This is a genomic window from Alteromonas sp. HB246098 (assembly GCF_054890645.1).
Genome location: NZ_JBTZUG010000004.1, coordinates 248,866 through 270,962, shown reverse-complemented (window position 1 = coordinate 270,962; position 22,097 = coordinate 248,866). Strand labels below are relative to the sequence as shown.

The window sequence follows — 22,097 nt, the reverse complement described above, 5'->3', positions numbered from 1 at the left end:
GCTTAATTAATTAACAAGAAAAGTTATTCTGTGCGTAAATTTTGGACGCACTAACCCTGTGTTAGGCAAATATTGGTGGACGGAAAAGGGAAGTAGACATTGACTTTGGGTGTTCAGCGCCTTGGTTCACTATAGCTTCAGTAAAGCCCAAAATATCAGGTGAACCATTGTTTGAATTCAAAAATGTGACTGATGTACATGCATTTGCAGGACAAATACAGTCTACGTCGCAGCAGTCTTTTGAACTTGAAGCACTAGCCTTCATATCACCATGTTCCATACCTTCATGAGACTTCATTGAAGAGTGTTCCATAGTCATATGAGATTGATGAGAATCTGCCGACATTTCACAAGACATAGATGTATAAGCAAATGCTTGCCCAACAAAGGCAGTAAGCATGGCAACAACAACTAAGACTTTTGAAAGTGGTTTAAACATACAGTTCTCTTAAAAATACCTTATCATGATAATCTAAACTTGTGTTTGTGTAAATGATACAGAGCATTCCCTCTCAAAAAAAACTAACTGAGCACAACGGTTATCAGCAATTCAGATATGACTGTATAGACGAGGCTAGAAGTAGGCTCGATGCAAGTCGCCCAATTTAAGAAAACTGCGCTTGTAGATTAGAAAAATGGAAGCACAGCCACACCAATTGCAAGCCATCCATACGCGACAATTGAAAGCGACAGCAGTATCCAGTCGCCAAGGCTTCGATTAATTGACATCGATTTTTCTTTTTTATAGTACTGCCAACCGATGAATGCAGTGGTTAGCGCGAGAAAGAGCAAGTTCAAGAAAAACGTGTAGTCTATGTTAAAAAACTCACGATCTGTCATTGACTGAAATCCTGAAGCATCAGGCAAGTGTCCCAAGAGATCGAGTCCATAGTGCATGACGAGCGATACGCCCACAAGCGCACATAGAAATACAATCAGTATATAAATGGCCATTTTCCAGCCATAGTACTGCGCCTGAATCCGCAACACTGGAAATACCACCAGATCACTAAAGATAAACGCCATTACTCCAGCGAAACTTACCCCCTGCCCGAATAACACGGCCGCTAGCGGAATGTTGCCCATGGAGCCGATAAAAGTAAAAAAGGCCGCGACGGGGCCAACGATGGTTTGCGCAAGAATTTGCAAAAAGGAATTCGATTCTTGCCCGGCTCCGATGAAAAGTGATTGAAAAAATTCAGTGGGAACAAATACCGCAATGATACCGGCGACAGTGAATCCAATGGTTACATCTTTCCATACCATCTTCCATTCCATCGTGTAGCGGCTAGCAACTTGGTGCCATCCCGCTTTACTCACTATTTTATCTTTCCAGCTTTTTTCCTTGCTATTCGCTTGGTTATCGCCACCTTCTGCTTTTTTTGCATGCTCTCGCGACTTTTCCTCAAACTCTTTTTTACACGTCAGTTTGACCAACAGCCAAACGGCTAGGATAAGTAGAATACCACCGACATATTCTCCTACAACAAACTGCCACCCAAGAAAGATAGAAATGATTATGCCTAATTCCACCACCAAATTGGTGGACGCCAACATGAAAGCAAGCGAAGGGATTAAGCCTGCACCTTTTGCAAATAGAGCACGCGTTGTTGATAAAGCCGCGAAGGAACAGGAACTGGAAATAAAACCAAAGAAAGTGCCCAATGCGACGCTTTTGGGTCCGGTTTTTCCCATGGACTTTTGCATTCTCTCTTTGGTGACAAAAACTTGGATCATTGAGCTTATTAGGTAACCAAGCGCGAAGGCCCAAAAAGCCATCCAAAATAGGCCCAAAGTAGTGTGGGCGGCCTCTTGCCATTGCGTTAAAAACTCACTCATGTTTCCCCTCCTTTCGCACGATGTAAATCTAACCCTGATTCAGTTAAAAGCTTTATGGATTCCTGTTGATTTTTATATCCTAAACATTGGCTAAATGGCTTCGTACACTCTGTGTAGTCTTCCGAAGACTAGGCGCTTCGTTTTATCTGCTCAGTTAACAGCATTACCTGATAAAAATCTAAGTAACTAAAAAACGATTATAGTTTCTATACTATGAATTAAGTCAGTTTTGAGAGAAAGTATTGTATTCGCCAGTTACTTCTTATCAACGTTGATTTCTCTTGCTTTAGTGTAGGCCTCCCAACCTTCTTTTGCTGCATAAGGTACAATGAGCAACGCCGCCACAGGATCTGCCCACCACCAACCTAACCAATTTACCAATAGCAAACCAGCAAGAACAACGATAGTCTGGTATAAACAGATAAAGGTATCTTTGGCATCGGCAAGTAACGCTGGGCTGTCCAGCTTACGACCATATTTTCTTTTGAAATAAATAAGAATAGGGTTGATAAGCAAAGAAGTAACTAAAATGATTAACCCCATAGTGCTCCAGCTTGAAGTTTGCTGACTAAGAAGTTTTGTAATTGAATCATAAGATATAAATATACAGACCAAAGTAAATGATACTGCAATCACGTAGAGAGTAATTTTCTTCCGTCTATTTACCTGATCTTCATCAATTCCTTTAAGCTCACCGTGTAGACGCCAGCCAAGGGTGGCAGCACTTATCACCTCTATTGTGCTGTCCAATGCCCATCCTATGAGCGCTGAACTATTGGCAATTATTCCTGCTATTAAAGCGACTATTACTTCAATTGCATCATAGATGACATTTAATATTTGAAGCGTTCTCGCCTTTTTCAAATCACTTTTTCTTGTTGGTTCCATACTTTCCTGCAACGTCAAAAAATTAACGACACGACAATATTCTAGTTTCGCCGTTCTGGATAATTCGAAATAAGGGCTTTCGTCATTAATCAGAAAGCCCTTAACATTAGATCGCAGTTTTGCTGTGAACGAGTCTATAGAGTACAGGTAGTACAACCAGAGTTAACAAGGTAGAGGATATGATCCCACCAATGACCACCGTTGCCAGAGGTCGCTGCACCTCTGCGCCAGTACCTACGTTAAGCGCCATGGGCACGAAACCAAGACTCGCCACTAACGCTGTCATCAGCACTGGCCGCAAGCGAGTCATTGCACCATCAATAATCGAGTTTACCAACTCGCCAGTCTCTTCCATCCTCTGCCTGATAAAAGACAGCATTACCAGACCATTCAATACAGCAATACCAGAGAGCGCGATAAAACCAATCCCTGCCGATATTGAAAGAGGCATATCTCTGATCCAAAGAGCAAAGATGCCGCCAGTTAATGCCAAAGGGACGCCTGTGAAAATTATCAAGGCGTCTTTGACTGAGCCAAATGCAATCACAAGTAATGCAAGGATCAGGAAAAGCGTTGCGGGCACAACCAAGCTCAGTCGTTGACTTGCACTTTCCAATTGCTCAAACGTTCCACCATAACTTATCCAATAACCACTCGGCAGTGCCACATTGGCTGCGATTTGCTCTTTAGCATCATTGACAAAAGAGCCTAAATCACGATCTCTCACATTTGCTGTGACGACGATACGGCGTTTTGCGTTTTCTCGACTTATTTGACTGGGTATATTGGTATATTCAAGCTCAGCCACCTCGGCGATTGGCACATACTCACCATCATTGGTCATGATGGGTATATTTCCCAGCGCTTCTAAATCATTGCGAATCTCTTCAGGATAACGAACAACAATCTCAAAGCGTCTGTCGCCTTCAAATACCAAACCAGCTTCTTTGCCGCCAACTGATGCACTTAACCACGTTTGCAAGTCAGTTACGTCTAAGTTGTAACGCGCCAGCGCATAAGGCTTCGGGTTCACCGTGAAGATAGGGATCTCATCTACTTGTTCTACTCGTGCATCAGCAGCGCCCGGAATATCTTGTAATACCGCTAAAACATCACCAGCTGAATCCCGCAGCTTATCCAGATCATCACCATATATCTTGATCCCTAAATCTGCCCTAACGCCACTAATTAATTCGTTAAAGCGCATCTGTATAGGTTGCGTAAACTCATAGTTATTGCCGGGTACATTTTGAAGATCCCTCTCCAATTGCTCGACAAATTCCGTTTTCGATAATGCAGGGTTTGGCCATTCATCAATTGGTTTTAGCATTACAAAAGTGTCAGTGACGTTGGGTGGCATAGCATCAGTAGCCACCTCAGCAGTACCCGTTTTAGCAAATACGGTGTTTACCTGTGGGTATTGCATAATGACCTGTTCAAGCCGTTTTTGCATATCGACAGCTTGTTCAATTCCTGTGCCGGGCACTCTCATTGCATGAAGGGCTATGTCACCCTCATCTAGTTGCGGCACAAATTCAGAACCTAGGCGCATCCCAAACCAAACACTGATAACTACGAGTAATGTTGCTGCACCTACTACCAACCATCGTAATTTTAATGCCCACTCCAGTACAGGGCGGTAAACTGATTTAGCCCCAGTGATTATTGGACTCGCTTTTTCACTGACTTTGCCTGACATAAACATAGCAACAGCTGCGGGCACAATGGTGATTGAAAATACCATTGCCGCTAGCAATGCCAATATTACGGTAGCCGCCATTGGGTGAAACATCTTCCCTTCGACACCTGTTAAGCTAAAGATAGGAATGTACACAATCGTGATTATCATCACGCCAAATAGACTTGGGCGTATCACCTCATTCGTTGCCTCAAATACGACTTCCAGCCGTTCTTTAAGAGGCAGTATTGCACCCGTTCGCCGCTGCGATTCACTTAATCGCCTAATACAGTTCTCGACGATAATAACCGCTCCGTCAACAATCAGTCCAAAGTCTAACGCACCTAAGCTCATTAGGTTCGCGCTAACGCCCGTTTGTACCATGCCTATTATTGTGGCAAGCATGGCAAGTGGGATGACAGCGGCGGTGATAATTGCTGCCCGTATATTGCCCAGCAATAAAAATAAGACAACAATAACGAGTAGTGCGCCTTCAACAAGGTTTTTTTGTACTGTATTGATGGCTTTATCCACGAGCGTAGTGCGATCGTATACACTTTGGATAATTACGCCCTCTGGCAGGCTTGCTTGGATTTCATCCACTTTATCAGCCACGTCTAGCGCAACAGCTCGGCTATTTTCGCCTATTAGCATCATAGCTGTGCCCAACACCGTCTCTTGACCTTCTCGTGTTGCAGCGCCCGTTCTAAGCTCCTTACCGATGGCGACCTCTGCAATATCATTTACCGTAACGGGAGATTGGTTTGTAAGCGTTACCACAACGTTACCGATGTCCTCAACGCTTGATAGTCTCGCTTGTGAACGTACTAGTATTTGTTGGCCGTTGCGTTCAATGTACCCAGCGCCCTGATTAGCGTTATTTCGCTCCAATGCCCGCAATAAATCGTCAGTACTAACGCCGTAATTAAGCATGAGTTGAGGATTAGGCTTCACATAATATTGTTTAGTAAAACCGCCAATAGCATTAACCTCTGTTACCCCTTTCACTAAGGCCAGTTGAGGTTTCACCACCCAGTCGTGTAACTCACGAAGCGCCATTGCATCAAACTTTCTGCCATCGGCAGTTACTGTGCCGGGCTTCGCGCTAAGCGTGTACATGTAGATTTCACCCAATCCTGTGGCAATCGGCCCCATCTCAGGCTCAATACCATCGGGTAATTGGCTTTTGATAATGCCTAGCCGTTCGTTTATGAGGTTTCTGGCAAAATAGAGATCCGTGCCTTCTTCAAAAACGGCCGTCACTTGTGACAAGCCATAGCGCGATAGTGAACGTGTGTAGTCTAAGTTTGGTAAACCTGCCAAGACGTTTTCTACCAAAAAGGTGATACGCTGTTCGGTTTCAAGCGGTGAATAGCCTTTTGCTTGTGTGTTGATTTGTACCTGAACATTAGTGATATCGGGTACGGCATCAATAGGCAGCTTTTGATAGCTGAATAAGCCAAAGCCAATTATCAAAAAACAAAGCATCAGAAAAATGCCGCGCTTTTCGATTGCGGTGCGAATAATGGAAGCTAGCATCATAAGCCTCCCTTAAAACTACACGCCAATTGGCAGGAAAACATTTTATGTGGTGAGGCGTTAATGATCATGGCCTGCCTCCGATTTTTCTAAATCTGCTTTAATCATGTAACTATTGGAAGCCACGACACGTTCGCCTGTTTCAAGGCCACTGATGACCTCGATATAGTGACCATCTGAGATCCCAAGCTCGACCGCTCTGGGCTCATACTCATCACCCTCAACCACAAACACAACTTGCTTGGCTTCATACTCTTGCACAGCAGATAGAGGAACAGCATGATTGACTGACTTAGTTGATGTCGTAACCTGTGCTTTGACCAGCGTACCGAGTGGCCAATATCCAGTACTATTGTCGACAGTTACATTGGCAAGAGAGTGTGGATTGCCATCAGCGGAAGGCGTAATGTAAGCAATTTTGGAGGTTTGGTTGAAACCTGCGTGGCTTAGGTCAACTGACTGTCCAACCTTTATGTTGCTAAGCATTTGCGAAAAAACGGTTAGTTGTGCCCATACTTTTTTATAGTTAGCTAACGAAAAGAGTACTTGCCCGTTTGATAGCTCACCATTATTCGCATGTCGCGCAATCACATTGCCATCAAAAGGTGACGTGATGGAATAACTTTTCAAACTCTCATTGGACTCCACAACTGCTAAAATATCGCCTTTCTTAACGGGGTCTCCAATATTAACTTTTACATCCTTAATAACGCCGTCAAAGCGTGCTCTTATATGACTTAATGAGGCGGGATCTGCACTAATTCGTCCGTAAAGTGTAGCTTTTACCGCAATTTCGCGTGCGAGCACGGGAGTTGCAGAAATACCATTCTGAATTGCTGTTTCATTGCTCATTCTTACGACTTCACCTGCGTGATTGTCTTGATCGCTGGAACTTACATCACTGTGTTTACCTCCTGCGATTGCGGTTAGGCTATAAAGGCTAAGGGTGAAGATAGAAATAAGTACTTTTTGTAGTGTGAATTTATTCATAATCATGACTTCTTATCGAAATGTTAGATGACTGCTGCCAATTGCTTTTGTGACTTGGGTGAAATGAGTCATCATTGTGCTCATTCGTCAGCGCGAGACCTGTGAGTGTTTCAATTTCTGTTTTGCTTAAGTGAACTTGAGACGCTGCCTCTATTAATGTCAGCCGGGTTGTCAGAAATTCTTGTCGAGTAGTTACCCATTCCAAGTAGCTGAAACGGCCCTCCAAATAGGCGTTCTCGACTAAATCTAACGCGCCCTTTAACGGAGGAATCACCTTGCGCTGAAGTGTGTCAATCTCTAGCAATGCTCGTGTATGTTCGCCTAACGCTTGATTAACTGAATGTAATAGGCTTCGAACGTTGCTTTGTCTTTGCTGCTCTATTGCGTCAAGACGTGCCCTGTTTGCTTCATATTCACCAAGGTTTCGTTCTTTTTGAAACAATGGAACGCTTACTCCGGCAACCAGTGCTGTTTCATCAATACCTTGCATTCTGCGAAGCCCCGCTGACCACTCAATATCAGCGCGGTTATTCGCTTGCACTAAACGAAGCTGCGCCGCTTGCACACGGCTTTGTTTAGCGTATAGGTCAATGTGAGGGCTATTTTGGATTGCGACTGCCAGCGCATCAAACGACTCAATCTTATTAAAAGCAAAAAGATCGCCTTCCACACGCTTAAAGCTCGGTACCTGCTCCCCCCACATGATGGATAAACTGCGCAAGGCAAACGTTAGGTCCTGTTGAGCTAGATTAACATCGAGCTTTGCTTGGGCCAGCGCAGCTTGGGCACGTTTTTGTTCTAACAAGGGGGACGCGCCTGCTTCAACGCGTTTCGTTACGGCATTCAATGTATAAAGTGCAAGTGCCTCTGCATCTTTTATGACGTCTAAGTTCGCCTGCAATACGAGTACTTTGATGTAACGACGATTAAGCTCACCGAGGATATCTAAGGTGCGTATTTGCTTTTCAACATCTTGCTGTATTCTCCGTTCAGAGAGTACATTCAACCTTGCTGCTGGCTTATCATTGAGCTGTAACACTGATGATAATGTCAAGGTAACTTCAAGCTCTTTGAGACCTGATACCTCGCCAGTTCCCAAAAAGTTCTCTAATTCAACCCCTGCATTCAATGCGGGTTTAAGCGCCGCCGTTTTTGACTCTCCGTCTATAACACGTTGTTTAAATTTAAACTCATACAGACTTGGATTATTGGCAAGTGTTAGTCTAATAGCGTCCTCAAGAGTCAGCGTTTCTCGTATGGGCGCTTGGACACTTTTGTCTACAAATCTGTTGGTTTTCGCCGCATGAGCGGTCGGTGGACTGAGTAATAAGCCCAGTATGCAACTGCACACAATGGCAGATGCATGCCCGAAAATAGGAAACATTTTCATTGGAATATCCTAATAATTTATCAATATTTAGCATCGCGAGTGTTATCAGCGCGGTGCTATCGAAAAAACGTACTAGGAAGTAATTTTGGGGGGGCGAAGTAAGCGGTTAATAGGTGCGTCAATTACCGCATCTAAATAGTTGAAATTGTGGACTGAAACCACTGTTTTCAGACTGTTGATATGACTCTGACTGACCCATTGTGCATGTGTGCCATGGCAGTGGCCGCAATGGTGACAATCAGCAGGATTGTGGTGCTCTGTACTTACTTTATCACTGGTTTCATTGGCAGACAGCTCAGACTGCACTTGCTCGTGCTCAGAATGCTTATGCTCGTGTTGCAAGTGCTGAATGTCTATTGCATGAAAATCTAACGAATTCGCCACAGCAGAAAACGACTGAAAGAGTATCAGCGAGATCACGATGTAACTTATGCGTTTTAGATTTTTCATGTATGAAAGGTTACCACGCCTAATTCACTTCGTCACGACATTGTTCATTAGCAAACTCCAGCTCAACTGTCGTATGTTCAAATTTATACTTTTCTAACGAACTGTGTATGTTTTCTTTGAGTGATTGGAGGTGCTCAAGACTGACATCTTCATCAAGAACAAGATGGACCGTCATTACGTTACGCTCACCGTCTAGAGACCAAATATGAAAATGATGAAGATCACTTACCTTATCGTTTGCCAGTAAATCGCTTCGAATCTTTGAAAGCTGTTCTTCATCGGGCGTTGCTTGCAAAAACAGCATTAGGGTTTCTTTGAGATTGCGGAACACATTGAAAAGGATGAACAAAGTAAAGCCAATGGATAAGATTGGATCTAAAATAGGCCAAGGCTTAAACATTAAGACGATGGACACGATAAATACTGCTACCCAACCAAGCACATCTTCCAGCAAATGCCAGTTGAGGACTCGCTCATTTAATGAGTCTCCCTCACTCAGTTTATAAGCCGCAAAGCCGTTTACTGCCATCCCAAAGATAGACAATAAAACCATCCCTTCAACTTGGGGCATTTCAGGCTCAGCCAAACGAGGTATCGCTTCAAGCAATATCCAAATGGAGCCTACCGTCAGCACAATACCGTTAATCAATGCACCGAGTAAGGAAAATCTTTTGTAGCCGTATGAGAATGTTTGATTAGAATCTTTATCGCTAAGCTTGTTTAATCCCCACGCTGTACCAATGGAAAGACTATCACCCAAATCGTGCACTGCGTCAGCCATAATAGCGGTGCTGTTGGTAAGCCATCCACCAATGAATTCAATAACAGTGAACACCACATTTAAGAAAAACGCCCATCCAATACGTTTAGACGCGTCGGTTGAATTCTCTTGCGAGTGTGAATGGTTATGACTGTGCATTTCTAATTTTTTCCAATATGGCTTTGTTTTCGGGTGAAATAGACATTGACTTGAATGGACTCACGTTTGCCCCACCAGTATTGCCCTCAGGCAATAAGCCAATTGGAGTTTTAGTCAGCGCACCTAGCATTCTAAAAATTTGTCCAAATATCTCTTTAAGGTCGCGGCGTTCTATTCCAAATTTAAGCATTTCATAATGCACTCGTGTGTGGTGGTATGTTGAGTGCTGACCGATGACATGAGCATCCTCTAAGGCCTTAAATCCTGCTTTATTGTCATTGTTCGAAAGGGATTGATGCGCGGCGCTCAGTTTTTGAAGTATGTAAGGTTTTGCTGCTTGAGTGAAATTCATACGATCTCTCCATTCGTCGAGCTGTTTTCACGGAATTCCTGTCTGGCGTCTTTTAGAATTAAGACTGCGCCTCGTAACACAACGATAGACACAATAAAACCTATGACCAAATCAGGCCAACGAGTATCGAATAGATAAACCATCACACCCGCCAATATCACTCCTATGTTTGCAATGACGTCGTTTGCCGAGAATATCCAACTTGCTCGCATATGCACCTCGCCATTTTTTTGTTTTCTGATTATCGCCAAACATATAACGTTAGCGATAAGTGCAACACCGCCCATGCCCATCATAAGCATAGATTCAGGCCCACTTCCAAAGGTTGCGCGACGAGCTATGTCAAACAAAATTAATAGGCCTAATGCCAATTGAAAATATCCACTTACCTTTGCAGCATTGGCTTTGTGAACAATTGTTTTCCCTACTGCATATATACCAACACCGTAAACGACTGCGTCAGCCAACATATCAAGGGAGTCTGCAATAAGTGCTGTTGAGTCAGCGAGTAACCCTACACTCATTTCAATGATAAACATCACAGCATTGATGCCCAATAGCCAGTAGAGAACTGCCTTTTGTTCTTGGTCTTTTATCTCAATTTCGCACCCACAACCACTCATAAAAACACTCGCTTTACTCACCTATAACGCGAGTGTAAACTCTATACTTGGTATAGAGTCAAGCTTTAGGCAAGTTAAAATGAAAATTGGGCTTCTGGCAGCTAAGACAGGGTTGAGTATTCAGACAATTCGTTTTTATGAGCGTAAATCACTATTGGCTGCACCTGAGCGAACGGCATCGAATTATCGAAGCTACTCTGAAGATGCACTGAAGCAGTTATTGTTTATAAAGCAATGTCGCGCATTAGATATGACAATCGAGGAAATTAAATTAGTACTGGAAACCCGAGCAAACCCAGAGAATAGCTGCGAAAACGTTAATACTACAATAGATAAGCATGTTGACGATATCGAACATCGGATAGCTGAATTAAAAGTACTACAAGAAACACTGATTTCAATTCGTTCTGCTTGCGATCATGATAAGAAGGTTAAAGAGTGCGGGGTATTGCATCAATTAGATAGCATTGCAGAGGCGTGTTCTTCTAATACGGATAATGAGTCCCAGCTAATCTGCTAACCGCAACAACCGCTACCCTCTTGAATTGGGGGGCATTTAACTGTTCCATATGAGCAGTAAACGCAGCAGTCTCCGCTAAGAGGTTTCAACACTGTTTTGCAGTGAGTGCATTCATAGAAAAATTGACATGCAGTGGTTGGCATTTCCTCTTGCTGGCTATGATTGCATTGAGGACATGTAATTGCCGATAAAAGCTCTATTTTCGCCAAAGCGCAGTGCTCCACATGTAAGTTAAAGAGAACAATTCGAAAATAAGTTACGATTTTACTCGTGAAGGGAAACCAGCATTCTCTGTCGCTTTCGTTAGTACATCCGGGTTAGTTACTTCATCGTCAAATTTTACAACAGCAAGTTTATTTTCGAATGTAACATCCACTTTCATTACACCTTCAACACGCTCAAGCGCTTTTTTTACTGTTATCGGGCATGTAGCACAATCCATTGAAGGCACTTCTAAAGTAAGTGTTACATCTTTCGCGAATGTTGCAGTGCTGCTTATTAACAACAGTGATGTGATAAAAATTTTCTTCATTTTTTCTCCGATAAAATTAAGGTGATAGTAGCTATACTAGCCATATAATCCAGTAATTACTGGTGATAAAAAGAAACGCCAACAGCGCGGTAGACCAAAAAATTACTTTTCTTCGCGCTCTTACTTTAGAGATTGAACATAACTCACCTTTTGCACAGTCGTTTATGGGCCGATGGGTTTGCCACCCTGCAAACCCAAATAAAACTACTACGGCAAAAATAAAAATAGGGCGATAAGGGTCTAAAAGCGTTAGATGGCTGATCCACGTTCCGCTAATACCCATTAAAAGAAGCACCAGCGGCCCAGCACAACATGCACTAGCACCGATGGCGGCAACAAGACCGCCTAAGATAGATAGTTGACTACTTTTTACCATATTATGACGTAATTTTTTAAACAATCTGAAGCATACACTCCGTATCTAGGTACGGAGTCAAGTGGTAGTGTTATTTTACGGCTGGAGTGACTGAATGATGGGGCAGATTTTGTTTTTCGGGTTGTTTTTACAGTCTGATACGAGGGATTCAAGGCTGCCTTTAAGACGATTTAAGTCTTTTAACTTATCTTCAATAATATCCAGTTTATGCTCAGCGAGGGACTGGACGTCGTCACAGCTGCTGGCACTTAAGACTAATAGTGATGATATTTCAGCCAATGTAAAACCTAAATACTGAGCACGCTTTATAAATAACACTCTGGTAAGTGCCTGCTGTGTATATTGCCTGTATCCTTGCAATGGTTTTATCGGTTGTTCCAATAAGGCCTTCCTTTCATAGAAACGAATGGTTTCTACACCTACATTTGCTTCTTTCGCAAGTTTACTTATTGTGTACATTAATTGCCCCGCATAGTCTGAGTCTATCTTCATTAAGCAAAAAGTGGCATTAGGTCATACTTTAAAGCAAGTTTTCATAGATTCATGGCGGAAAATAACAGTAACTGCAAAGTTTCATGCGACAAAGTCGCTCGGTAATTAGACCGATAATTTCCCTTCCTGATAACACTAGTAAATCTGAGGAGAGTATTAGCCCTTTTCCCAAAAAATCAACTATCGCGTTAAACGGTAAAGATCTTTTCTACGACGAATCGATTTTCCTTAAGATAGCCTTCGGAAATTTCACCATTCGGTGTAATTCGCCTGAGTTTCTTACTTGTCTGACTAGGCTCATACAAATCATTTCCATTACTCAAAAGTTCGGCCGCAATAGAACCCGATGCCGATTCTTGGGCGACCCTTTCAGCAAGTCGAAGAACATCAAGTTTATCCATGAAATCTCCTTTGAATAAGAAGCTAAAAGCCGACTAATTTCGAGAGTTGCCAGAAACTCATACGCCCATTCTCATGCCTAACCAAATAACTTCAACATACAAGATAGTGTTGATTCATGAGAAAGAAAAGTCCTGTCGTAGTATAAAAGAACAAAGCCAGCCAGATGTTTCAAATACAGGTAGCTCTCACAACCAAAATCAACCTCATGCAAATAAAGCTAATCCACAGCAGCTATTAAGCCAGCCTTGACCAGATTCGAGTGCATCTCGGACTCAGTATTGGACTGGGAACGAATATACCGAAGATCATCATGGTCAAGCTTCGACCATTTGGCGTAAGGGATGACGTTGGTCTTTGGTTTTTGCTCTTTTTTCTGAACCGATTTTAAACTTACTTTGCTTGCATCAACTTCAGCAATTAACTTTCTTACAAGGCTGACATTGTCGATGTCAGGGTACTCATCTTTTAAAAGCGCAATTTCACTGACATGCTCCTTGTAGTCGAGTTTGAAAAACTCTAATAATGATTTCAGCTCATTTTCTTCAGGCTCCCTCTGCTCTGACTTATCAAGTTCCTCAACATATTGCGGCATGTTTTTCACAACATCCTCAATATCAACCGTAGGTATCAAAAGGTCAGAATACTTCAGGATTTCCTTCTCGTTACCAGAGCGTAAAGCGTCTAGCATAGGGTGTACGCTTTTCATTTCTTCCGCATAAACGGTATCAAGCAATGGAATAGTGATTTCTTCAGCTTTTGTAACAATTGCTCTTATCTGTGCAATCACAAACAGCTTAATTGTGATGTCAATAATACCCTGCGACAGTACGAATAAGTGTTCAAGCAGATCGCTATCCGGCGTTTGGGTTCGCTTCTTAACCCATTGAAAACGCCATAGTCGCATAGAAAAGCTCCGCCATTGCTTCATATCGCTTTCAGTTTTGGATATTCCCCAGTTCATACTACCAAAACCAATTTCCCTCCTAGCGCCACGCAAATCCTTCCAAATACCCGAGGCTTTTGGAGTTCCGACGATAAGTACTGGAACACCGATGGTATTAGTCAATTCAGTAAAAAAGTTTAACAGTTCATCACGTTTGTCTTTGGTATCTTGCAGGTGCTGAATCTCGTCTATCACAAGTAAACCCAGCGAATGGTCTATCACTATCTGTTTCATTGCTTGCAATAAAGTTTTTTCGCCTACTCGAATCTCATAACCATAGCGTCGGTGATACTTAGTATTGAGCACCTCGTCAATCGAGTGAAAGAAATTCTTACATAGATTCGCTAAATCGCCGTTATAGGGACATTCAACAACCACGTAGACGAGTTGTTGATGCATGTTGTAGTCAGGGTGCTCAATTAATTGAGGGTATGTTGATAAAACTTTCCTTACCGCCGTAGTTTTGCCACTTCCAGAGCAGCCAATTAACGTCGTACTCTGAACTGATCGATCTGTGGTAGGGAATATTTGAATTCTCTCTTCTTTTCCTTGAGATTTTAAATAGTTTTCTTGCATCAATTTTTTGTCGTAATGTTTTGCAGGGTTTCGTTTAACGTAACCGCTACGAATCATCAGGGACAACTTTTTTTCGAGGTTTAGGTGGTTTGGCAATGGATGAAAAAAGTCACCATCAAGTAATCGCCCTAACGCGTGCATTCGCAATTTAGGATGTAGCTTTAAGTCACCCTCACTATGTGTTGGGCGGGATGCCAATGTCTTTGCTAATACAAGATCGTCCTCGTAAATCTTAGGCAAGGCTTCAATAAGCGGGTTACCACGATACTCTTCTAGCCCCGGATCAATATAATTTGCTGTTACCGCTACATAAGGCGTTTTCAATCTTCGTCTCCATATATATCATCTGGAATATCAGGGTGAGAGAAATCTTCCTGTCTTTTCATCGGTTGAACATTATTTGGCGGTGCTTTAGTACCATTATCAGGAATGCTGCCGACCGCACGTTCCTTGCGCTCTTGAGCTATAGCTTCCTTTTTATTACTTTTTATAGATTTAATACGAGCACTATTGGATGTAGATATGCTGCCAGTTTTGGCTCGCTTTTCTGCTGACTCCATGCGCTTTTGAATTTCTTCATCAGCAGAGAGCTGTTTGTCTTTATTGGCATTGGCTGCCTCACTGTTTGCTAGTTTACTTACTTGCATCGAAAGCTTGGCTTCATAAAACGTCATATCTTTATACGCGCGGCTTCGGTCGGTCAACTGCGCTATCCAATACTGAGAAGTCTGCCCCAGTGGGAACACATAAATTTTATTCGTGCTCCTTGGGTCAAATCCTATTTCGACTTTCTGTGGTCTGGTTCGATGCTTGTCTCGAATAAACCATCCTTTTTCGAAAGCCTCTGAACAACTATAAGTCAGAGACTGATACTTTATTCCTTCATTTGAAACCGTCGCGGTATTTCTCGGTAAAGTTAGCACCTTAAACTTTTCCACGTCATATGATTTTAAGGCACCAGACCTATTCGTTATTCCCCATTGCCACAAGTCTTTTGGGGTGTAGGGCAGGTCATCGGGAATCCCTTCATCAGCATCATATTTTTTCATCCCTTTTAAATTATGCTTGTATATAAGTAAGGCAATGATCTCTTCCATTTGTCGCAGAGACAATTTCGCATCTAGGCGATAATCCTTACCCCCTCTTTTTTTAACTGTTTCTGTTGTCACAACGCCGGGGGCATAAGGCTTAAATTCAGCCTGTAAGGTTCTAAATCTCTGTTCAACAATGCCTTTAGCGTCACCTCGGCGAGCTTTTGCGTTTTCTATACGGGTGTTAAACACGTTGACTAAAAAATCTGCTTGGTGGGTAAGAAGCTCTCCTTTATCCGCTAATACTGCCGTTGGAAGACCTAGCGCTGGCCAATCTTCAAACTCGATTGAAATGCCTAAACGCCTACAAACGTCTACTTTATTTTCTAAACAGTTTGCCAATGACATCATGGCTAAAACATAGGATGGTGGTTCAAAAGTTAGGTAGAAACCTGCCGTTAAACGAGAAAAAACATCGATTACAATAAGAAGCGTGGGTCGACCAATAATTTTTGATGGGTCTTTTTCACTGACCAAATAAAGATCAATAATGGTGGCGTCAAACTCAAACCTGTCTCCGGGTCCTAACACTTGAGCCGTTGCAGTACTGGTAAGTTGTCTTACGTCCTTTTCGAACGCTATTGCGGTGTTACGTGCTTGTGCGGTTTTAATGGCCTTGTATTCCATATTAAACAAGTGTTTTAGCTGCGTAACAGTTGGTGAATCTTGACGTGCAATAGTGGGATATTGCTTCCTAAATTTAAGTAGCATTAGGTCATGAACTTTTGTCCACGGCATTCTCATGGAATTCAAATAATACTTATCAATGGCCTCCCTAAACAATTGTTTAATCTCATCCGTAATTGGGATGCCTGTGCCAACAGTCGTGATACGCGGTCTGCCTACTTTTTTATTAGCAATGTTTCTCGGTTGCTTTGGCGCACCCTGCTTGTGGAAATCAGGTCTTAGGGCATTTTTGTTCTGGCCACGCTGTAAAAATTGACGCAGGAGCTTGTAAAAGTGTTTTTTAGAAAACTCAGGATGATTCTGATCGATAACTTCCTCGTAGAGTCGAAGCCATCCATGCTTGAAGAGCCGATAAGGATTATCAGCAACTTTTTGCATAACTAACCAGTTCGCTTCTAGCCGGTTTTTTTGAGCTTCGGTGGGGTGTTTTAGTGTTTCATCAATGAACGGATCATTGACGACTCGTGCGTGTTTGTTTTGAATAGCTTCGGCTATTGCGCTTATGTCAAATTCGATAGGATCAGCAAGTCGTTTGTATATATCAATCCAAATAGCGTGATTCGGTGTGATGGCTAACACCCTATAAAATTGACCGTTATCTTCAACTACGCTATTAACCAACAGCATATAAATCTCCGCTATCGAACCCGAAGGTCACGCTATGGATGTCAGAGCAGATAAGGTATTGATAGGGCTTATGGATATCAAACGCCAGCAATCGGTAGCTGAAGGCGTTTCGAGCTAACTTTAATGCTTCCCCTGACGGAAGCCCATGACGCTTATCATAATCTGAGCAAGCTTTAGCGAGCTTAATGTCAGGGAAGCGCTTTATCTCTTCCCAAAGATCATAAACTTGCATTTGAATAGATTCGCCAATGTGAAGGTCCTTTCCTCCTAGTATCCAGTCAATATTGGCTTGTTGAACATGAGGTATGTCGAGTTCAGTAATTAACTTCCACTGCATTCCTTTGGCCAGACAACTTCGCCTCTCTATTTCGAGCTTAGCAATAACATTTTTATCCATCAGCTCATCATTGTATTTGACCTGAATCGCGACTTGATTGCTCTCTAACCCATCAAAGTCTAATAACAAATCAGTGGTGAATACGTGATATTTATTGCCTTTTTGCGGATGTTTTATGCCCGCTTTGTCGGCTACTTCCAGAGTGGTTTCTAGAGCAAACGGATACTGCTCTCGAATGTCATAAATTGACTCATTCCAGTCGTAGAGTGAAAAAGCAAGGTATTCTAGCTTGGAAAGCAAGTGAACTACTCTGCCGGTGCGGTGAGATAAGGCACGATAACTCGTGCCATCACTGGATATTTCTTGAATGTAAATCCATGGCTGATATTCGCTTTTACGGCCCATTCCTCTGCCGCTTGCGAAGCGCTTATCGATTTCTTCTCTTGTCAGCCATTGCAGTTTCTTCATCGCCTACGCCCTATGCCACCTATGACATAGAGCATAAACTAATCTACTTTTATTACCTAATTTAATACTGAATTTTTATTTGTTACCAAATATAATATGTCTAGTACCAAATATAATATGCTCTAACATTAAAGTTGCTTTAACAGCGTTGAACTATTCCACTGTAACCGACTTTGCCAAGTTTCTAGGCTGGTCAACGTCCGTACCTTTGATTAACGCTACATAGTAGCTCAATAGCTGTAGCGGCAAGGTATAAATGATAGGTGCAATTGGCTCGTCGCAGTGCGGTACGTCAATAACACGCATGGTTTCATCCCCTGCAAACGCGGCATCTTTATCAGCAAATACATACATGATACCGCCACGGGCGCGCACTTCTTCAACGTTCGATTTTAGTTTTTCAAGCAGTTCGTTATTGGGTGCCACCACAATTACCGGCATTTCATCATCGATTAGCGCAAGCGGACCGTGTTTCAATTCACCAGACGCATAGGCTTCGGCGTGAATGTAAGAAATCTCTTTAAGCTTAAGCGCTCCCTCCATGGCGATAGGATATTGATCGCCACGACCTAGAAACAAACTGTGGTTCTTATCTGCAAATTCTTCAGCTAAATCTTCGATGCCGCCAGTAATAGCTAAGGTCTCTTCAAGCTTGGCAGGCAAGCTGTGAAGCGCAGATACTATGGCCTTGCTGTCGGCCTCGGTCATACCATTCTCTTTGCCTAATGCAAGGGTTAGCATAAGGAAAGCAGCAAGCTGGGTAGTGAAGGCTTTGGTAGACGCTACCCCAATTTCCGCGCCAGCGCGGGTCATAAATGCTAGGTCAGATTCGCGTACCAACGACGAGCCCTGAACGTTACAAATGGTCAAACTAGACATATAGCCAAGCTCTTTGGCTAAGCGAAGTGCGGCTAGCGTATCGGCTGTCTCGCCTGATTGAGAAATCGTAATAAGCAGGCTGTTTGGGTGAACCACTGACTTGCGATAACGAAACTCTGATGCAATTTCTACGCTACACGACACATTGGCGTACTGCTCTAGCCAGTAGCGCGCCGTCATTCCAGCGTGGTAACTAGTACCACAGGCAATAATTTGAACGTGTTTAACCTTTTTAAATATTTCATCAGCACCTTCACCAAATACGTCTGCGGTAAGACCGTTTTCATCAATACGATCTTTAAGCGCGTTGCGCACAACCGTTGGCTGTTCGTGTATTTCTTTAAGCATGTAGTGGCGATAACCCGCTTTGTCACCCGCATCGTGCTCTACGTTTGACTCAATCACTTCACGCTCGACGGCGTTACCGTCTTTATCAAAGATCTTAACGTCGCGACGCGTAATCTCTGCTACATCGCCTTCTTCTAAAAAGATAAAGCGGCGTGTCACTGGCAGAAGTGCCATTTGATCTGATGCAATAAAGTTCTCGCCAAGTCCTAAACCTATAACTAGCGGGCTGCCTGAGCGTGCAACCACTACGCGGCTTGGGTCTTCTTTATCCATGATGACGGTGCCATAAGCGCCGTGAAAAGTTTTAACCGCACTTTGCACTGCTTCAAGCAGAGCTTTGCCCGACTTTAGTTCTTCGTGCACAGTATGAGCAATGGTTTCAGTGTCAGTGTCGCTGGTAAAGGTGTAGCCCTTTTCTTTTAGCTGAGCTTTTAGATTTACGTAGTTTTCAATAATACCGTTGTGAACAACGGCTACGCGCTCGGTTGAAAAGTGCGGGTGAGCATTCGCTTCAGTTACGCCACCATGGGTTGCCCATCGGGTATGTGCAATTCCTGTAGTACCTAAGGCTTCGCCTGCTGCTACTGCGTCAGCCAGCTCTTGTACTTTACCTGTACGACGAATACGGGTAAGCGTACCGTCGTTTTGCAACAGCGCTACACCAGCTGAATCATAGCCGCGATATTCTAGTCTTTTTAATCCTTCTAGAAGAATTTCTACCACGTTACGTTCAGCAACAGCGCCAACAATTCCACACATAATTATTCTCCACTCGGCGCTGCAATAAGCACGGTCACGCCCTGATTTTCAATATTAAGTTTGTCTTCATCACTAATGCCTTCATCAGTAATCAAAACAGAAATGTTTTTCCAGCTCAGCTCTAGGTTAGGCATTTTATGCGTTAATTTTTTTGAGCTGGCTAATACCGCCACCTTTGTTGCAGCCTCGGCCATGGCCCGGGTCACACCAATAAGTTCGTTAAAGGTGGTAGTGCCTCTGTTTACATCAATGCCCGCTGCACCAATAAACGCAATGTCAAAACTATAGGCGCTAACTAACTGTTCAGCCATTGCACCTTGGAACGACTGAGACTGGGCATCCCATGTCCCTCCCACCATCAATACCGTAGGCTCTTTAGCACTTTGGGTAAGATAATTGGCAGTGGATAGCGTATTGGTCATTACCACTAAGTCATCAATATCCGATAGGTAAGGCAAGACTGAGGCAGTAGTTGAGCCGCAATCTATAACTATCTTATTGCCCGGTTTAACTAAACCTGCCGCACACTGACCAATTGCTTTAATTATTGGGCTAGCCGTCTGGCTTGAGTAAGCTTCATTAGTGATGGATTGAGAAGAGTGAGTATCTAAGGCTATTGATGGCACAGGCACTGCGCCACCAAACTGGCGAATAAGCAAACCTTGATGAGAAAGGGCAGCAAGATCTTTTCTTATGGTGACTTCAGAGGTAGCAAAACGCACGGCCAAATCTTCAACTTGTGACTGACCGTGTTCTTTCACCCACGCCACTATCTGTTGGCGGCGCCGTTCAACTGATTGACTACTTTTCAATATAACCTCAATGGCTTTACGAATTACTTTAGCGCTTGCCAGCGCTTTTGGAGCTTGCTGTACAAACACGCCGGCGCGTTAGCTTCATGAGTATTTCGTAAATAATACGCTTCTCACAACCCATAACTTTCAAAACGAAAGCTATAGATTACAAATTGAAAGCATCGTAAGTTAAATTGAAACTTTGATCAAGAGAGTTTGTTTAATTAAACGACAGCGTTTGCTTCTGCTCACTTGCTTGTATAGCTAATTCAATGACCTTGATAACAGGTACGACTGTGCTTGCATTAGCTGGCGAGAACTTACCGTCTTCAATGGCGTGAGCAAGACGATTGAAAAACGTTAGGTATTCACCCTTACGTGTTTCGATAGTTTCTTCCAGCAACTCGCCACTCTCGCTTACCACCGATAGCACGCCATGTTCTTTATCACTGGTTATTGCCCAGCTTGCATCGTCAAAAGACAATCCCGCTCGTAATTGGTTTTCTTGTGGGTCCAGATAAAACTTTCGAAAGCTACCTTTTGTGCCTTGTAGGTCGTAGCGCATGGTTGCGCTCGCCTGAAAAGCCGAGCTACCCAATTTTATAACCTTATCGCAATAGTGAAGCGTGATATCAAAGGTGTCATTTGATTGCCCGTTTTCACGTAACGTCATTATATTTGCAGACACGGCTTTCGGGTTGCCAAAAAGCTGCAATGCTTGGTCTATTAAATGCGGCCCTAAATCCCAGAAGATACCGCTGCCGGGGCCTTCGTTTTCACGCCATCTATCACGAGGTACTGGGCGAAAACGATCAAAACGGCTTTCCAAGCGTTTAATCTCACCTATTACACCGTCGTCGATAAGCTTTTTAATTGTAAGAAAATCGCCATCAAAGCGCCTGTTTTGATATACACAAAGCTGTTTGTTCTGGCCGTTTGCAAGCGCTACCAGCGCTTCTGCTTCTTCGCTATCCAGTGTGAATGGCTTTTCTACCAACACATGGCAGCTGTGCTCTAGTGCCAATTTAGCTTGCGGACAATGAAGATGGTTCGGCGTTGTAATAACCACCAAGTCTACATCGTGAATTTTTAACGCTTCTTCTAACGAGCTGTACACTTCGGCTTCAGGTAAGAGCGCCTTAACCACATCGGGTTTTGATGAAATAACCACATCTACCGAGAACTGCGGAAGGTAATTTAGAAATGGTAAATGGAACGTAGTGGCTGAAAACCCAAAGCCGACGAGTAAGGTAGATATCATAGCAGCTCCATGAAATTAGTTATTTTAGGGTAAGTGAACACACACTATCAGCAAATATAGTTAGTGAAAATGTCGGATGGTCCATTATTTGAAAAACTTGAAGTGGGAAGGTTAACTAAAATAGTTAACCTTGCGACGACGCGCTAAATGCTAGTGCTAGAACCTTGCGCTAAAACCTAGCGCTAGATGTTTGCTTTAATCTCCTACACCAAAGGCTTACAACAGTCGTGCGTTTCACAGGTAAAGTTTTTTGGTAAAACGACTAAGGTACTGGGCTAGCAAATAACGGTTTGTATTTGCCAGCCCTAGTGCTTAAGTGCTGTTAGCAGCCTTTTAC

General features: G+C 43.1%; 22 protein-coding genes. 1 reads left to right on the top strand and 21 read right to left on the bottom strand.

The genetic code is table 11. The features are described from left to right. Positions 1-61 precede the first annotated feature (61 nt). The 10 genes from ACYTPF_RS11190 to ACYTPF_RS11145 all read right to left on the bottom strand — a co-directional run bounded on the left by ACYTPF_RS11190 (position 62) and on the right by ACYTPF_RS11145 (position 10,668). Positions 62-439, bottom strand: a complete 378-nt coding sequence (locus tag ACYTPF_RS11190; protein ID WP_189408562.1) for a hypothetical protein — start codon at positions 437-439, stop codon at positions 62-64. A 188-nt stretch (positions 440-627) separates the two neighbouring features. Continuing rightward, positions 628-1,839 (bottom strand): permease, encoded by a 1,212-nt coding sequence (locus ACYTPF_RS11185; RefSeq protein ID WP_461852257.1) that lies wholly within the window; start codon positions 1,837-1,839, stop codon positions 628-630. Between the two features lie 255 nt (positions 1,840-2,094). Beyond that, complete coding sequence (locus tag ACYTPF_RS11180; protein ID WP_334019628.1) at positions 2,095-2,727, bottom strand: cation diffusion facilitator family transporter; 633 nt, start codon at positions 2,725-2,727, stop codon at positions 2,095-2,097. A gap of 106 nt (positions 2,728-2,833) precedes the next feature. Further along, positions 2,834-5,944: an efflux RND transporter permease subunit gene (locus ACYTPF_RS11175; RefSeq protein ID WP_461852333.1), complete on the bottom strand. Its 3,111-nt coding sequence runs from the start codon at positions 5,942-5,944 to the stop codon at positions 2,834-2,836. A gap of 60 nt (positions 5,945-6,004) precedes the next feature. Then, positions 6,005-6,934, bottom strand: coding sequence for an efflux RND transporter periplasmic adaptor subunit (locus tag ACYTPF_RS11170; protein ID WP_461852256.1), 930 nt, complete (start codon positions 6,932-6,934; stop codon positions 6,005-6,007). After that, a complete protein-coding gene (locus ACYTPF_RS11165; protein ID WP_461852255.1) occupies positions 6,927-8,324 on the bottom strand; it encodes a TolC family protein in 1,398 nt (465 codons plus the stop codon). Before ACYTPF_RS11165 ends, ACYTPF_RS11170 begins: the two co-directional genes overlap by 8 nt. A gap of 72 nt (positions 8,325-8,396) precedes the next feature. Then, the gene (locus ACYTPF_RS11160; RefSeq protein WP_014951214.1) at positions 8,397-8,774 is read right to left on the bottom strand and encodes a hypothetical protein; all 378 of its coding nucleotides are present in this window, start codon (positions 8,772-8,774) and stop codon (positions 8,397-8,399) included. A 19-nt stretch (positions 8,775-8,793) separates the two neighbouring features. Then, positions 8,794-9,693 carry a cation diffusion facilitator family transporter gene (locus ACYTPF_RS11155; RefSeq protein WP_014951213.1) on the bottom strand — a complete coding sequence of 300 codons (900 nt, stop codon included), beginning with the start codon at positions 9,691-9,693 and terminating at the stop codon, positions 8,794-8,796. After that, the gene (locus ACYTPF_RS11150; RefSeq protein WP_014951212.1) at positions 9,680-10,045 is read right to left on the bottom strand and encodes a DUF3703 domain-containing protein; all 366 of its coding nucleotides are present in this window, start codon (positions 10,043-10,045) and stop codon (positions 9,680-9,682) included. Before ACYTPF_RS11150 ends, ACYTPF_RS11155 begins: the two co-directional genes overlap by 14 nt. Then, a complete protein-coding gene (locus ACYTPF_RS11145) occupies positions 10,042-10,668 on the bottom strand; it encodes a cation transporter (RefSeq protein ID WP_014951211.1) in 627 nt (208 codons plus the stop codon). Before ACYTPF_RS11145 ends, ACYTPF_RS11150 begins: the two co-directional genes overlap by 4 nt. Before the next feature lie 79 nt (positions 10,669-10,747). On the opposite strand from ACYTPF_RS11145, the gene cadR reads away from it, so the two are divergent. Next, entirely contained in the window at positions 10,748-11,188 is a 441-nt protein-coding gene (cadR, locus tag ACYTPF_RS11140) for a Cd(II)/Pb(II)-responsive transcriptional regulator (RefSeq protein WP_461852254.1), read from the top strand. On the opposite strand, the gene ACYTPF_RS11135 is transcribed toward cadR, so the two are convergent. The 11 genes from ACYTPF_RS11135 to ACYTPF_RS11085 form a co-directional block, all read right to left on the bottom strand. After that, entirely contained in the window at positions 11,185-11,397 is a 213-nt protein-coding gene (locus ACYTPF_RS11135) for a GDCCVxC domain-containing (seleno)protein (protein ID WP_118491375.1), read from the bottom strand. The two genes, cadR and ACYTPF_RS11135, sit on opposite strands and share 4 nt — an antisense overlap. 47 nt (positions 11,398-11,444) lie before the next feature. Further along, complete coding sequence (merP, locus tag ACYTPF_RS11130; RefSeq protein WP_461852253.1) at positions 11,445-11,720, bottom strand: mercury resistance system periplasmic binding protein MerP; 276 nt, start codon at positions 11,718-11,720, stop codon at positions 11,445-11,447. A gap of 31 nt (positions 11,721-11,751) precedes the next feature. Next, a complete protein-coding gene (locus ACYTPF_RS11125; RefSeq protein WP_118495351.1) occupies positions 11,752-12,096 on the bottom strand; it encodes a mercuric transporter MerT family protein in 345 nt (114 codons plus the stop codon). 75 nt (positions 12,097-12,171) lie between these two features. Next, on the bottom strand, positions 12,172-12,555 hold the full coding sequence (locus ACYTPF_RS11120; RefSeq protein WP_118495350.1) for a MerR family transcriptional regulator: 384 nt from the start codon (positions 12,553-12,555) through the stop codon (positions 12,172-12,174). Between the two features lie 221 nt (positions 12,556-12,776). Then, positions 12,777-12,989, bottom strand: coding sequence for a hypothetical protein (locus ACYTPF_RS11115; RefSeq protein WP_118491370.1), 213 nt, complete (start codon positions 12,987-12,989; stop codon positions 12,777-12,779). A gap of 218 nt (positions 12,990-13,207) precedes the next feature. Continuing rightward, positions 13,208-14,833, bottom strand: a complete 1,626-nt coding sequence (locus ACYTPF_RS11110) for an ATP-binding protein (protein WP_118491367.1) — start codon at positions 14,831-14,833, stop codon at positions 13,208-13,210. Beyond that, positions 14,830-16,914, bottom strand: a complete 2,085-nt coding sequence (locus tag ACYTPF_RS11105) for a Mu transposase C-terminal domain-containing protein (protein ID WP_461852251.1) — start codon at positions 16,912-16,914, stop codon at positions 14,830-14,832. Before ACYTPF_RS11105 ends, ACYTPF_RS11110 begins: the two co-directional genes overlap by 4 nt. Then, the gene (locus ACYTPF_RS11100) at positions 16,901-17,719 is read right to left on the bottom strand and encodes a TnsA endonuclease N-terminal domain-containing protein (RefSeq protein ID WP_334050058.1); all 819 of its coding nucleotides are present in this window, start codon (positions 17,717-17,719) and stop codon (positions 16,901-16,903) included. Before ACYTPF_RS11100 ends, ACYTPF_RS11105 begins: the two co-directional genes overlap by 14 nt. Positions 17,720-17,872: 153 nt before the next feature. Further along, positions 17,873-19,705, bottom strand: coding sequence for a glutamine--fructose-6-phosphate transaminase (isomerizing) (gene glmS, locus ACYTPF_RS11095; protein ID WP_461852250.1), 1,833 nt, complete (start codon positions 19,703-19,705; stop codon positions 17,873-17,875). A gap of 2 nt (positions 19,706-19,707) precedes the next feature. Next, positions 19,708-20,517 carry a DeoR/GlpR family DNA-binding transcription regulator gene (locus ACYTPF_RS11090; RefSeq protein WP_461852332.1) on the bottom strand — a complete coding sequence of 270 codons (810 nt, stop codon included), beginning with the start codon at positions 20,515-20,517 and terminating at the stop codon, positions 19,708-19,710. 202 nt (positions 20,518-20,719) lie between these two features. Next, positions 20,720-21,760 (bottom strand): Gfo/Idh/MocA family oxidoreductase, encoded by a 1,041-nt coding sequence (locus ACYTPF_RS11085; protein WP_461852249.1) that lies wholly within the window; start codon positions 21,758-21,760, stop codon positions 20,720-20,722. Positions 21,761-22,097 lie beyond the last annotated feature (337 nt).